Source organism: Wolbachia endosymbiont (group A) of Andrena helvola, assembly GCF_964028415.1.
In the GTDB taxonomy this organism is placed as follows: Bacteria; Pseudomonadota; Alphaproteobacteria; order Rickettsiales; family Anaplasmataceae; genus Wolbachia; species Wolbachia pipientis.
Genome location: NZ_OZ034779.1, coordinates 1,446,257 through 1,459,411 on the forward strand (window position 1 = coordinate 1,446,257; position 13,155 = coordinate 1,459,411).

The 13,155-nt window shown below is 35.2% G+C and carries 14 protein-coding genes and 2 tRNA genes; 11 read left to right on the forward strand and 5 right to left on the reverse strand.

All coding sequences use genetic code 11. The features are described 5' to 3' along the window. Positions 1 to 97 precede the first annotated feature (97 nt). Both ABWU73_RS07475 and ABWU73_RS08160 read left to right on the forward strand, forming a co-directional pair. Positions 98 to 712 (forward strand): hypothetical protein, encoded by a 615-nt coding sequence (locus ABWU73_RS07475; protein ID WP_264329417.1) that lies wholly within the window; start codon positions 98 to 100, stop codon positions 710 to 712. Positions 713 to 1,223: 511 nt separating this feature from the next. Beyond that, positions 1,224 to 1,400 carry a hypothetical protein gene (locus ABWU73_RS08160; RefSeq protein ID WP_410176927.1) on the forward strand — a complete coding sequence of 59 codons (177 nt, stop codon included), beginning with the start codon at positions 1,224 to 1,226 and terminating at the stop codon, positions 1,398 to 1,400. A 191-nt stretch (positions 1,401 to 1,591) separates the two neighbouring features. Here ABWU73_RS08160 and ABWU73_RS07485 read toward each other — a convergent pair whose 3' ends face one another. The 3 genes from ABWU73_RS07485 to ABWU73_RS07495 form a co-directional block, all read right to left on the reverse strand. Continuing rightward, positions 1,592 to 2,443, reverse strand: coding sequence for a ParB/RepB/Spo0J family partition protein (locus ABWU73_RS07485; RefSeq protein WP_264329416.1), 852 nt, complete (start codon positions 2,441 to 2,443; stop codon positions 1,592 to 1,594). Beyond that, on the reverse strand, positions 2,440 to 3,282 hold the full coding sequence (locus ABWU73_RS07490; protein ID WP_006280226.1) for a ParA family protein: 843 nt from the start codon (positions 3,280 to 3,282) through the stop codon (positions 2,440 to 2,442). The genes ABWU73_RS07485 and ABWU73_RS07490 overlap by 4 nt, the downstream gene beginning before the upstream one ends. A gap of 90 nt (positions 3,283 to 3,372) precedes the next feature. After that, on the reverse strand, positions 3,373 to 5,853 hold the full coding sequence (locus ABWU73_RS07495; protein ID WP_264329415.1) for an ATP-binding protein: 2,481 nt from the start codon (positions 5,851 to 5,853) through the stop codon (positions 3,373 to 3,375). A gap of 160 nt (positions 5,854 to 6,013) precedes the next feature. On the opposite strand from ABWU73_RS07495, the gene hemF reads away from it, so the two are divergent. The 9 genes from hemF to sucD all read left to right on the forward strand — a co-directional run bounded on the left by hemF (position 6,014) and on the right by sucD (position 11,745). Continuing rightward, positions 6,014 to 6,838 carry an oxygen-dependent coproporphyrinogen oxidase gene (gene hemF, locus ABWU73_RS07500; RefSeq protein WP_236514518.1) on the forward strand — a complete coding sequence of 275 codons (825 nt, stop codon included), beginning with the start codon at positions 6,014 to 6,016 and terminating at the stop codon, positions 6,836 to 6,838. A gap of 81 nt (positions 6,839 to 6,919) precedes the next feature. Further along, positions 6,920 to 7,717 carry a hypothetical protein gene (locus ABWU73_RS07505; RefSeq protein ID WP_244663027.1) on the forward strand — a complete coding sequence of 266 codons (798 nt, stop codon included), beginning with the start codon at positions 6,920 to 6,922 and terminating at the stop codon, positions 7,715 to 7,717. A gap of 50 nt (positions 7,718 to 7,767) precedes the next feature. Beyond that, the gene (locus ABWU73_RS07510; RefSeq protein ID WP_223823129.1) at positions 7,768 to 8,130 is read left to right on the forward strand and encodes a hypothetical protein; all 363 of its coding nucleotides are present in this window, start codon (positions 7,768 to 7,770) and stop codon (positions 8,128 to 8,130) included. A gap of 68 nt (positions 8,131 to 8,198) precedes the next feature. Continuing rightward, positions 8,199 to 8,270 (forward strand) — tRNA-Glu (locus ABWU73_RS07515). Positions 8,271 to 8,298: 28 nt separating this feature from the next. Continuing rightward, entirely contained in the window at positions 8,299 to 8,985 is a 687-nt protein-coding gene (locus ABWU73_RS07520) for a 16S rRNA (uracil(1498)-N(3))-methyltransferase (protein ID WP_006279818.1), read from the forward strand. A 218-nt stretch (positions 8,986 to 9,203) separates the two neighbouring features. Continuing rightward, a tRNA-Pro gene (locus ABWU73_RS07525) sits at positions 9,204 to 9,277 on the forward strand. Positions 9,278 to 9,476: 199 nt separating this feature from the next. Then, complete coding sequence (gene rpsU, locus ABWU73_RS07530) at positions 9,477 to 9,677, forward strand: 30S ribosomal protein S21 (RefSeq protein ID WP_006279819.1); 201 nt, start codon at positions 9,477 to 9,479, stop codon at positions 9,675 to 9,677. Positions 9,678 to 9,714: 37 nt separating this feature from the next. Then, positions 9,715 to 10,866 (forward strand): ADP-forming succinate--CoA ligase subunit beta, encoded by a 1,152-nt coding sequence (gene sucC, locus ABWU73_RS07535; protein WP_006279820.1) that lies wholly within the window; start codon positions 9,715 to 9,717, stop codon positions 10,864 to 10,866. Positions 10,867 to 10,869: 3 nt separating this feature from the next. After that, on the forward strand, positions 10,870 to 11,745 hold the full coding sequence (sucD, locus tag ABWU73_RS07540; RefSeq protein WP_010963102.1) for a succinate--CoA ligase subunit alpha: 876 nt from the start codon (positions 10,870 to 10,872) through the stop codon (positions 11,743 to 11,745). A gap of 8 nt (positions 11,746 to 11,753) precedes the next feature. Here the strand turns inward: sucD and dapF are convergent, their stop codons facing one another. Both dapF and ABWU73_RS07550 read right to left on the reverse strand, forming a co-directional pair. Beyond that, positions 11,754 to 12,542 carry a diaminopimelate epimerase gene (gene dapF, locus ABWU73_RS07545; protein ID WP_264329826.1) on the reverse strand — a complete coding sequence of 263 codons (789 nt, stop codon included), beginning with the start codon at positions 12,540 to 12,542 and terminating at the stop codon, positions 11,754 to 11,756. Continuing rightward, on the reverse strand, positions 12,523 to 13,110 hold the full coding sequence (locus ABWU73_RS07550; protein WP_264329414.1) for a nitroreductase family protein: 588 nt from the start codon (positions 13,108 to 13,110) through the stop codon (positions 12,523 to 12,525). Before ABWU73_RS07550 ends, dapF begins: the two co-directional genes overlap by 20 nt. Positions 13,111 to 13,155: the final 45 nt, after the last annotated feature.

The following is a 13,155-nucleotide window of genomic DNA, read 5'->3' on the forward strand; positions in this document are numbered from 1 at the left end:
TTAGCTTAATACTGCTGTCTTTATTTCTACTTTAGAAATATTTTAATCTCCAACTATTCAAACAACTTTAAGAATATTATTATGTGATATAATCACTATGTCAATATGTTTTTGCAAATCAAAAGCATTAATGTATAAATATATAACTATTTGGAATATTACCATGAAAAAATACATCTTTCTGCTTGCACTCGCGCCAATGTTAGTTGGCATCACATTATACTTATTGCGCAACATTGATAACACAAAACAATCTATAACTGCAGGTGACAAGTTTTACGAAGTATTATTCTTAAAAAAAGATAATAAGCCGCTGCTAGAAGAAATAGATTCAAATTGGGAGTATTTAGCAAATTTTGAACGCGCATTCAATCATATCTCAGATTCAATGCCAACAGACACAGCATCTATTTATAATGATTTGGCAGATGATAAAGATGCTCCTAATGTTTTGCGTGAGTTAGCACAATATTTAGAAGTAATGAGCTTACTTCACTCCAACGGTGAAAAAATAAATAAAGATAAAATTGATAATTTAGAATCAAGTGCAGTGTATCCTTATTCAAGCCAAGAAGCTATCGCTGTAGTAAAGATACACAATAACGACATTAAAGGTGCAACTGAAATATTGCGTTCCCTATTAAATGATAGAAAATGCCCTATCCTAATCAAAGCTAATGCACAAGAATTACTCAGGATATATGGGAGTTAACTCATTGGACTTTTTGCATAGCTTTTGGCAGCGCATCGGATGAAACGAAAAAACTTACTTGACACCCTTCGCCAGCGCCCTTATCATGATAGTGAAGCTATTGTATTTGCTTTCGCCAATCTGCAGATTAAAAGGTAAGGATTACTTAATGTATCGGCGTCTTATGTTCAATTTTTTGCAGTATATAGATACTGTATGTCTTTACAAAACTTCATCTACATCTAGATTTTTATCTAAATAAGCTGAACGCGCTTATAAAGCGTTACAAGACATCAAAAAATGCCAATACTCGACAGAGATAGTAAAAGACTAGCTAACTCGGGGGTTCTTTGTCTTTTTTTCTGCTTAGTAAACTTCTTAAACATTTGCAGCGTAAGTTAGTTGCAATTAAAAGCAGCTTAATCTTGCTTGTCAAGCGTTTAAAACATAAAAAACGCCAATATTTTAAAGCGGATAATAACCCCAGGGCTTCTTTTGCCTTTTTTTTCATTTGGTAAATTTCTTAATATTTATGGCTAAAGATTGCACGAATGTTGCAATTACAAAAACGATTTCTACTAGGGTGTCATCCCAGTGCGTGACACTGGAATCCAGCCTTTATTATGCAGCCACTTGGTTGAAATTAAGTCTTCTGGATCCCAGTGTCAGCTACTTGGATGACACCATTCTTTTTCCTGGATCCAAGTAGTCAGGGCACTGGGATGACAGCTACCCTGACAATCGTCATCCCGCTGCTTGTTAGCGGATACCGCGGCGGTATGACGTAGAAGTTATACTTTTATGCTTACCAACTTAATAAAATTCCTGGATTCCAGTGTCAGCTACTTTCATGACACCAACAGTTGATATTGGTTTGTTGCTTTGCTAGCCAACTACTAGCTATGCCTCAAGTTTCCTATTCAAAATTTTCAATATCAAATCCAATTCATTTGGATTATCATACCGTATCATAACTTTACCCTTAGAATTGTTGTCATTAATTTTGATCTTTAAACCAAGTTGAGAAGATATAGCGCCCTCTATTACTGCCATATCTTGATTTTTAGTATATTTCCGCTCTTTTTGATTATTATTTTGGTGTAAGTCTTTTATCAATTTTTCAGTTTGTCTAACACTTAAGCCCTGAGAAACTATTTTTTCTGCGATACTTTCCGCATTTTCAACATTAATCAGTGTTCTTGCATGGCCCATAGACAATTTTTTTTCGTTGATCATTGTTTTCACCCTACAGGAAAGTGACAACATCCGAATCATATTGGTTATGTGGCTGCGGCTTTTGCCTATAGCTGAGGCTAGTTCCTCATGTGTATAGGAGAACTCATCTATCAGTTTCTTATACGCTTCACCTTCTTCTATTGGATTAATATCTTGTCTTTGTATGTTTTCAATAATGGATACTTCCAAGCATTCCTTGTCGTTCAAATCTTTTATGATAACCGGTGCACTATTAAGATTTGCAATCTTGCTTGCTCGCCAACGACGTTCTCCAGCTATTATTTCGTAACCATCATCATTTGAATCTTTGCGTACCACAATGGGCTGTATAATGCCACTCTTCTTTATCGAATTTGCAAGTTCTCTTAATGACTCCTCGTCAAAATGTTTCCTCGGTTGAAATTTACTTGGGTGCAGTAATGAAATAGGCAAATACTCTTGTCGATCTTCTTTATTATCATAATTATCGCCTATGAGACCGGCAAGACCTCTGCCGAGGCGTCTATCATCCTTCATACCACGCCCTCGCTCACTAGCTTCTTCTCCTTACAACTGCTCGCGTGCTTTTTTAAAATTTCCCTTGCCAAACTTATATACGCTTGTGCACCAGGACATTTAAGATCATACACAATAGCAGGTTTTCCATGAGAAGGTGCTTCTGATAACCGTACGTTACGTGGAATAACAGTCTCATACAATGGGATGATAGTTTTGTATACTTTATCATTTAAATACTGACAAATATCGTTTTTAATCTGCTCACTAAGTTTGTTGCGCCTGTCATACATTGTTAACACTATCCCTTCTATTGCCAAAAAAGGGTTTAGGTTATTCCTTTTTATTAGCTCCACAGTTTTAACTAAATGGCTTAATCCTTCCAGAGCAAAAAATTCACACTGAAGAGGAACAATAATAGAATTAGCAGCAGTCAAAGCATTTATGGTCAGAAGCCCAAGTGATGGAGGGCAATCGATGATTATATACTCATAATTATCGCGTATCTTCTCCAATGCGCTTTTTAGTACGAATTTTCCTCGCTCAAGTTGCGATAATTCAATTTCTGCAGCTGACAAATCAACTACTGACGAAATTAGCGATAAATTCGGAATTTCCTTTATATTGAAAATTGCCGATTCTATCAATTTATTTTCGCTGCTTAGTAGTATTTTGTATATGTTTTTTTCTTCCCTACTACGGTAAGAAATCCCGAGTCCGGTGCTAGCATTTCCTTGAGGATCAAGATCTACCAATAAAGTGCTTTTTCCCACAGCAGCAAAGGCTGTCGATAAATTTATACTAGTTGTGGTTTTGCCAACTCCACCCTTTTGATTTACTATTGCAATAATCTTGCTCACGCCTTTTATCTTATGTATAAAATAATTCTATTGTATATATGCAAGAAACTTTTGCATTAGAAAATTTTTTTGTTGTTAACCACACTAAAATTAGACTGTCTTTTTTGCTTTGTGTAACACACTTTGAACCTTGTTTCCTAATTCATTCAGAGTGAATGGTTTTGGCAAAAAGTGAAAATCTTCTATATTGATGTCATCACTCTTTAAAAAAGCATCTTCTGCATACCCAGAAATAAAAATAACGTTGATATTTGGCCTATGGATCAATGCTTCTTTAACTATTTCTGGGCCGCTCACCTCTGGCATGATTACATCAGTGATTATAAGATCTATGTGTTGACTTTTTTTACTGATTATTTCTAGCGCCTCGCCGCCTATGCTTGCTTCTATTACATCAAATCCTTTTCTTTTGAGTGCTTTAGAGATGAATTCCCTTACTGAATCTTCATCTTCGATTAATAAAATTATACCATTACCTTTAATTTCACTTACTACCGGTTTTTCTGTTTCTTCACTATCTTCCTCTCTATCATTTTCATCTGATATGTAAACCATGGGCAAAAATATGCTAAATTTAGTTCCATGATTTACTTTGCTAGCAACATAGATGTATCCTTCAGTTTGTTTAATAATGCCATATACAGTAGAGAGGCCAAGACCTGTACCAGAGGTAATATCTTTGGTAGAAAAAAATGGATCAAAGATCTTTTCAGTTGTATCACTCGTCATTCCACATCCAGTATCAATTACTTCAATCACAACATAATTTCCATGTTCAATCGCTTCCTTGTCTGGAGAAAACATATCCTGAGGTGTAGAATTTAATGAGTCAATCTTTTGATTAAAGGTTCGTATAGTTAATTCTCCGCCCTTTTCCATAGCAGCACTAGCATTGACTGCTAAGTTAAGTATAACTTGCTCTAATTGCCCTTGATCAGCCCTAACAGCACCCAAGTCTCTACCATAATAAATATTAAATTTTATATTTTCACCTATTAATCTTTTTATCATTTCATAAAGATTAGCTATAGTATTATTTACATCAATAATTTTTGGCTGCAAGGTCTGTCTTCTTGAGAAAGCAAGCAATTGTCTTACTAAATTTGATCCACGCTTTGCATTTTGCTGTATCTGTATTATATCTCCAAAAGATGGGTCACCAGCTGAGTGTTGGAGTAAAAGCAAATCGCAAAATCCTATTATCCCAGTCAATATATTGTTGAAATCATGCGCAATACCACCTGCTAACTGCCCTATAGCTTGCATCTTTTGATAATGCTCAAGCTTTATCTCTAGGTTTTTGTGTTCAGTATTGTCAATAAAATAACAAAGTATGAAGATCATTTTATTATGAAGAAACTTATTGAAATATATTTTTATGTTATTACCGCCGTTGAGCTGTACATCAAAAGACGCATTATTTATTCTATTACTCGAAAAATATTCACGTATTTTCACATGATAACTATCCAATATCAACGTAAAGATTGAATTATTATCTGACCCTGCAAGCTTTATTAGTGCCGTATTTTTCTTTACAAAGTTGCCGTTTATGTCACATTGTGCAATAGCAATTGATGAATTTGCAAAACAAGGGTGTAATTGATAATCAACAATATTTGATTCGGTTGGTGTTATAAAGCCATATATATAGCTATGGTTGTATTTATCACAAAATATAGCAGTGCTCATATAAGCCTTGAATGGAATACCACTTATAGTAAAAAACAAAATTTCATTATCGGTTGTTGTATTGTTATATTTAGATTGAGATATAAAATCACTGATTGAGCTACCTTTTTCCAGTTTTTTTAGTTCAAATATGTCTAAAAATCTTTTATTTACAGATAAAATCACCCCTTTGGCATTTGCAATGTAAGTTCCTATGCTGTGTTTTTCTATTAACTCTTCATATATCTGCTCCTTGTTTATCTGTGTTGCTTTTAATACAAAATACCCATCTGGCCTTGCTATTGGCACTAATGATAAATTTAAAATCTTATTACTATTTATAGCAATTTGGGGATTATCTGGTATCGGCTCAAAGAGCAAAAGAAAGTTAGATACTCTATTCTTCTTGTTTAAGGAAATGCATACCTGTACAGAAGAGTTATTTTTTAGTGCATGATAGAGTACTTTTTTGTCTGCTTCTGAAACATCTCCTATTTCAAGAATCTTGCCTAACGTAATGTCATCATCTATATGATCTTTAAACCTTTCGTAGAACCTTGCGTCAGCATAAATAATACCTTCATCTTTATGTAAAATAAGGCAAAATTCTGTATTATGATTTAGTGCATTTGCAAATATTGCATTTTGAAATTCTATAGTATTAAGTAGGTATCTGTAGCGTTTTACATTATACATCATAAAGAGAGTTGTTAGAATGCTAACTAATAAATTAATCTCTATATTAATATGCTGACTATATATATCAAAAAAGTAGAGTATCGATATTGCTACTGGAGGTAAGAGCATAATAACTGCCATCACAACAATTGACATTCCATAATTTCTTAGTATGAAGTCAACCCTGTTCTCTTTTTTGTTATCTATGTATCTTTTATTCATTATTGTTACTTGGCATTGTTGTACATACGAAAATGTTCTATTATATTGATTTAATTATTATAGATTTATTAACGTCTTTGATAGATAATTATCATCCAAATCTAATTAAGTTCCTTAAATATCAGATATAACAATGTTAATAAGCTAGCAAGAGGATATTATGGAAAAACAAAAAACACAAGCATTTAAATGGTTCTGTGCACTAAGAGATAAGATTATAGAATCTTTCTTATTAATTGAAAAACAATCATCCGCAGAGCCAAAAATCGAAAAGAGAAAGTGGGATCGCCCAGGTGGTGGAGGTGGTGAATCTACAATTATTTTTGGTAATGTTTTTGAAAAAGTTGGAGTAAACGTTTCAAAAGTACACGGAAAATTTGCAGATTCAGCCATTAATGAAATTCCTGGTGCAAGTGAAAGTAACGGAGAGTTCTGGGCAAGCGGTATATCTTTAGTGTCTCATATGCAATCGCCCCTTATCCCTGCAGCACATATGAACACAAGGCTGATATATACTTCAAAACAATGGTTTGGTGGAGGAATGGATTTTACGCCAATATATAAAAATGAAGAAGATTGCAAGTATATCCATGAATCAATCAAAATGACATGTGATAGATTTGACACCGGATATTATCCAAAATTTAAAGAGCAATGTGACAATTATTTTTTCTTACAACACAGAAAAGAGCCACGTGGTATTGGTGGCATTTTCTATGATAATCTGAGTTCTGGCAACTGGGAAAACGATTTTGAGTTCACAAAAGCAGTAGGTGAAGCCTTTTTGGAAATTTATTCGCACGTCATACGTAAACATATGCAAAAATCTTGGACAAAAGAACAACGAGAAAATCAATTAATAAAACGTGGCAGATATGTAGAATTCAATCTGTTATACGATCGTGGCACAAGGTTTGGTTTAATGACTGACGGCAATCCAGATGCAATTATGATGTCAATGCCACCACTTGTTAAGTGGTTATAGAGAGCTGCTATTAGTAGAAAATAAATCATCATAGTTTAAAATTGTACCATGGTAGTGAGCTTTTATATAGGGGGTATAATCATGGGCATAATAGATAATTTTTTAATTAAATCTGTCAAAAACAATGACATAAAAGGTGTTAAACTGACTCTAATTCTCTATGATGCATTAAATAGTTTTAGAAAATTCTTTTCAAAGACTATGTCTCTCAAGAATACAGGATCATTTGATATAAATAATAATCAAGCTTTAAATCAGGCTTTAGGACATGCTACAGATCACAAAATAATGGAATTGCTGATTAATCGTGGAGCTGATATCCACTCAATAGATGAGAATGGAAAGAATGTTATAATTCGTGTTATTGAGAGTTTAGCAGAATCAAAAAATCTAAAATTGGATAGTGAGAAAAACTTACCAGCAGAGATAATTCTTCACCCCACAGTTTCCTTTTTACTAGGAAAAGGCGCAGAGTATTATTCTACAGATGATTTGAATGTTGAAGCTATACAACAAAAACCTCCTAGAACCTCTGAATATGAGCCAATAACTATGTACGCTGAGGTGAACAACAATGTAATACCACCTCAAAAACCTTCTAGAACTTTTGAGTATAAGCCAAAGAGCACTAATTATGATGCTTTGCCTTCAAAAGAGCCAATTTACGCTGAGGTGTATGATGCTAAGGTTAGTAACTCATTAGGGGAGAATGGTTATTTGAGTGTATCAGAAGAATCTATTTATGCTGAAATATATGATTCACATAAAAAATCCACTGAAAATTTATCATTGGAAGATAGTGGTTATTTGAGTATATCAGAAGAACCTATTTATTGCACTATAGATGATCTTTCAGAACAAAAAAGCCTACTAGCCTAAAACAGAAAGAGCCAGAACAGTCGTCAGAACCTATTTATGCTAGGGTAGATTTGTCCAAGAAAAGAGCAGAAAGAAAAGCAAAAGACATAAAAGCTAATTCTGGAACTTGCCATGGGTTAGTGCAAGATAAAGTGAATGATTGGCAAGTGAAGCTAAATGAGCTAAGTGCTAATAAGTCGATAAGTCAGCAACAGACTAATGATCAAAAAATTAAGACCAAGGCTGGCTTTAGTGTAGAAGAAATAAGGCAGAAATATGAGCGTAGAGATTCTGGCTACGATTCTGGCTATGATTCCGATACAAAAGTTGAACAACAATTAGAATTAGCTCCTAAATCTGAGATAGGTTCAGTGAGTATTGAGCATGGAGTAATAGGAGGCTGTCGATATAAGATTACTGATATATCCCTCTAACTATGTGATTCAAAATAATTGAATTGACTTTATATATGTAATCGATATAACCTAGTTAGATTCAAGTTGACTCTTTCGTCTAGTGGTTAGGACACCACCCTTTCACGGTGGTAACACGGGTTCAAATCCCGTAAGAGTCACTCAAGTAGAATATAATTAAAGTTTTGAATGGGAAAAATTAGGCTCTATGTTGAAGAAGCTTTATCACAAGGCGTGAGTTTAGCACTTAATCCACAACAAAGTCACTATATTTGCAATGTAATGCGGCTTAAGAAGTATGATAATCTCTCTCTTTTTAATGGAAAAGATGGAGAATGGTTAGGAGAAGTAGTTAATATATCGCGTAAATTGACAGAAGTTACACCCAAAGAATGCACTAAACAACAGCAATATGAGGAAAATTTATACCTGTATTGTGCCATGGTAAAAAGTGCTGCTTTGAACAACATAGTAAGACAGGCAACTGAAATGGGAGTAATCTGCATTCAATTTATTTCAACAGAACGTACAGTGGTAAAAAATATTAACCTAAGTAGAGCAAAATTACAAGCAATCGAAGCAGCGGAACAATCAGGTAGGATAAGTATACCAGAGATTTTGCCTCCTATTAACTTTTGTGAGTTACCTGATTCCCAAAGTAAAAATTTTGTTTTGTGTGATGAAACAGGTAAAGCTGACAAAGTGCTGAAAGGCAAAAAAAATGTTGCTATTATTGTTGGTCCTGAAGGTGGTTTTTCATCTTATGAACTTGATCTTGCCGATAAGTTTTGTCAAAAATTGAGTCTAGGAAAAAGAATTTTAAGGGTCGATACTGCTGTAGTTGCTGCACTCACTTTCACCAATTGGTGTAGCTAGATTTTTAAATATGGCTAAGGTTTGGGTCATAAAGAAATCTGGTTCAGCGTTGCGCGCACAAAAACCCTGTAGACTTTCTACGAAGCAGTCTGTTGTTAAAGAGGAGCTAATAAAAAACATATTCTAAGATAATATTAAATCTCATATTATATTTTTTCTAAAGTAAACAAATGAATCTTGCATTTTGCCTGAGTTATTGATACTCTGAGTAAAGAAGTCGGGGCGTAGCGCAGCCTGGTAGCGCATTTGGTTTGGGACCAAAGGGTCGGGAGTTCAAATCTCTCCGCCCCGATGTTAGTATAATTGTAAGAACGCTGTAACATAAGAGCAATCTCCATCAGTAAGCAAGTAGCTGACACTGGAATGACATTATTTACCATGTAAATTATGGCATATTACATTTTAACGCTCAAGTTTATAAAATAATTGACAATGTTAATTTTCTAATTTATAAATAGATTTTGAAATGATTACCGAAGGAGGTATAGAGTTTGATAGAAGTATCAGTCCATTATGGTGATGTAGACAGAGCTCTTCCAGTATTGAAAAAAACAATTCAAAAGGAAGGAAGAGGGTTGAAAATGAAAAAACAATATCATGAAAAAAAATCAGAAAAAAGAGCTAAAAAGAAAGCTGAAGCTAAAAAAAAGAGGTACCAACAAGAGTGCAGAAGGCAACGTTATGGTTGGTAGTTTGTACTCAAGTTAATAGTTTATCATTGGTTATTTTATGAATATTCACGAATATCAAGCGAAAGAAGTTTTGCATAAATTTAATGTCCCAGTGCCAAAAGGTTTTGTTGCTACATCTGCAGAAGAAGTAAAGACTCAAGTAAGTCAATTAAAATCTGACGTGTTTGTAGTTAAAGCTCAAATTCATGCAGGTGGTAGGGGTAAAGCCGGTGGCGTAAAGCTAGCAAAGTCAGTTGAAGAAGCTCAACAGTTTGTAAAGGACATGATTGGTATGACTTTAGTTACTCATCAAACAGGGCCAAGCGGGCAGCAAGTAAGAAAAGTGTACGTTGAAGAAGGCTCAAGCATTAAGAAAGAGTATTATTTAAGCCTGGTAATCGACCCGAAGCTCAGTAGGCCAATATTCATATTTTCCTCAGAAGGTGGAATGGACATCGAAGAAGTGGCAAAAAATTCTCCTGCAAAAATTGTGAAATTTGATATTGATCCTGCTACAAGTTTTGATAGCAGCAAGTTAAGCAGCAGTTTTCATTTGAGTCCAGAACAAATAGAAAAGATATCGAACATTGCAAAAAAAATATATGATGCGTTTATTGCAACTGATGCGAGCCAAATTGAAATTAATCCACTGGTTGAAACAAATTCTGGAGATTTTATTGCGCTCGATGCAAAAATTAATTTCGATGATAATGCTTTATATCGTCACCCAGAAATTATGGAACTTCGTGATTATGATGAGGAAGTGAAAGAAGAGATAGAGGCTTCAAAGTATGGGCTCAGTTACATCAAAATGGATGGCAGTATTGGTTGCATGGTAAATGGTGCAGGTCTTGCTATGGCAACAATGGATATAATAAAATACTACGGAGCAGAGCCTGCTAACTTTTTGGATGTTGGTGGTGGAGCGAGTAAAGAAACTGTAACTGAAGCATTTAAAATCATATTGTCTGATAGCAACGTAAAAGGAATTCTGGTTAACATATTTGGTGGTATAATGCGTTGCGATATTATCGCAAGTGGAATTGTTGCGGCTGCAAAAGAAATGAGCATTAAAGTTCCTCTAGTGGTTAGATTATCAGGTACTAATTTTGAAGAAGGAAAAAAAATTTTAGAAGAGTCAGGATTAAATATTATTGCTGCAGATGAGCTAGATGAAGCTGCGCAAAAGATAGTAAAAGAGGTAAAATAAAGCATGTCCGTTTTAGTAAACAAAGATACAAGATTAATATGCCAGGGTTTTACTGGTGCACAAGGCACATTTCATTCAGAGCAAGCAATTGATTACGGAACGAAAATGGTGGGAGGTGTAACTCCTGGAAAGGGTGGGAGCACTCACCTTAATTTACCGGTTTTTAATACTGTAGCAGAAGCCAAAGAAAAAACCGGTGCAAATGCTACAGTTATATATGTACCTGCTAAATTTGCTGCTGCTGCAATACTTGAAGCAATAGATGCAAAAATAGAATTGATAATTTGTATTACAGAGGGCATTCCTATACTTGATATGGTGAAAGTTAAGCGTGCGCTTATCGGCTCAAAAAGTCGATTGATTGGTCCCAACTGCCCGGGAATTATTACCCCTGAAGAATGCAAAATAGGAATTATGCCTGGCCATATCCATAAGCGTGGACACATAGGAATTATGTCTCGCTCCGGAACTTTAACTTACGAGGCAGTAGCACAAACAACCGCTGTTGGTCTTGGTCAATCCACGTGTATCGGAATTGGGGGGGATCCAGTTCATGGTATAACATTTGTCGACTGTATGGAGCTCTTTTTAAAAGATAACGATACTCATGGTATTGTAGTTATTGGTGAAATAGGTGGAAACGAAGAAGAAGATGTATCACATTTTGTGAAAACAGAAAAAACTAAAAAGCCAATCGTTGGTTTTGTAGCAGGCCAAACGGCACCTCCAGGAAGACGTATGGGACACGCTGGAGCAATCATCTCTTCCAGCGGTGGAAGTGCTGGTGCAAAACTAGAAGTTATGCGGAGCGCTGGAATTGCAATTGCTGAAACCCCTGCAGTAATTGGTAAGAAGGTATTGGAAGTAATGCATCACTAGAATTAGGGTCACAAAAACCCTATATCACCGGTCATGAATACGTTATTTGCCCATTCGATTAATAACTTGCCTCCTGGTAAATTTACTGAAGTCTGTTGGGCAATCAGATATCCACGTAGTGTGGATGCAACAAGTGCTGCACAGGCTGCACTACCGCATGATGCAGTAATGCCTGTACCTCTTTCCCAAACTCTTAAAGCTATTTCTCCAGACTTTTCAACTTGTGCAATACTAACATTAATTTTCCGAGGAAATAATGCGTGATTTTCTAGCTTTGGTCCTAAATTTCGCAATGGTATTTCACTTATGTTATCAACAAAAAAAACTATGTGAGGATTGCCAATATTTACTGCAACAGGATCTTTTAGCATTTCAAGCTCTATAGGTAAGTGAAGAGTGTCACACTCAGTAGACAAGGGAATTTCATGCCATTTTAGCAAAGGTTTACCCATGTTAACCTTTATGGATTTATCACCCACTTTAAAACACTCTAAAATGCGTTTGCTTGTTAGCTCAATAATGGAGTATTCAGCACCTTTTTCTGACATTATCAAATATCCAACACAGCGTGCTGCGTTTCCGCACATTTCAGCTCGACTGCCATCAGCATTATAGATATGCATAAAACAGTCTGCAGCATTAGACATTGTTATAATTATCACTTGATCACAACTGCTTTGATCAGCAATTTGTCTATGGTTCCAGTCTAAATTGTTTGTTGAACGTGAGTCTATGATAACGAAGTTGTTACCAGTGCCGTGCATTTTGATAAAATTTTCAGGACCTTGGCCACTCATCATAAAAAAACATTTCTTCTATTGGTCTCCTTTTTTTCTTACTTGTTTCAGCGCCCTCTTCTTCGTAACCAACCGCTATCACTGACATTACGTTAAAGTCATTGGGTATATTGAACTCTTTCACTATTTTATCTCTATCAAATCCACCCATTTGATGGGCCATTAAGTTCATAACTGCAGCTTGTAACATAAGTCCATAATTCGCTGCACCAGTATCGTGATTAGCCCAAAAATTTTCACCTTTATCAGATTTGCGGAAATTCTTAGCGCTTAAAGATATGATTAACACTTGTGCATCTTTTGCCCACTTTTGATTAGATTCATCAAGGCAATTTAGCAGCTTTTCCCATGCGCTTTGATTGTTCTGTTTGTTGCATATTACGTATCTCCAGGGTTCATCACCAAAACATGAGGGAGTCAGCCTTACAGCTTCCATTAAAATATCCATGTCTTCCTGAGATATTGCTCTTGTAGGATCGTATGAACGTCCGCTGTGTCTTGCTTTCATCAACGATAATAGATCTTGTTTACTCATCATTTTTAATTTAATAGTGCATAAATAATTCATTGTAGCACAATATAAGCAAAATTTAAATTGCAAAACCTCTCATAC

Bases quoted from the DNA above. Each gene is read 5' to 3' on its own strand.
- ABWU73_RS07495 (WP_264329415.1), bottom strand. From the start codon at position 5,853: ATGAATAAAAGATACATAGATAACAAAAAAGAGAACAGGGTTGACTTC.
- ABWU73_RS07520 (WP_006279818.1), top strand. From the start codon at position 8,299: ATGGGAAAAATTAGGCTCTATGTTGAAGAAGCTTTATCACAAGGCGTG.
- sucD (WP_010963102.1), top strand. From the start codon at position 10,870: ATGTCCGTTTTAGTAAACAAAGATACAAGATTAATATGCCAGGGTTTT.
- ABWU73_RS07505 (WP_244663027.1), top strand. From the start codon at position 6,920: ATGGGCATAATAGATAATTTTTTAATTAAATCTGTCAAAAACAATGAC.
- sucC (WP_006279820.1), top strand. From the start codon at position 9,715: ATGAATATTCACGAATATCAAGCGAAAGAAGTTTTGCATAAATTTAAT.
- ABWU73_RS07475 (WP_264329417.1), top strand. From the start codon at position 98: ATGTCAATATGTTTTTGCAAATCAAAAGCATTAATGTATAAATATATA.
- ABWU73_RS07550 (WP_264329414.1), bottom strand. From the start codon at position 13,110: ATGAATTATTTATGCACTATTAAATTAAAAATGATGAGTAAACAAGAT.
- ABWU73_RS07485 (WP_264329416.1), bottom strand. From the start codon at position 2,443: ATGAAGGATGATAGACGCCTCGGCAGAGGTCTTGCCGGTCTCATAGGC.
- ABWU73_RS08160 (WP_410176927.1), top strand. From the start codon at position 1,224: ATGGCTAAAGATTGCACGAATGTTGCAATTACAAAAACGATTTCTACT.
- dapF (WP_264329826.1), bottom strand. From the start codon at position 12,542: ATGAGTGGCCAAGGTCCTGAAAATTTTATCAAAATGCACGGCACTGGT.
- hemF (WP_236514518.1), top strand. From the start codon at position 6,014: ATGGAAAAACAAAAAACACAAGCATTTAAATGGTTCTGTGCACTAAGA.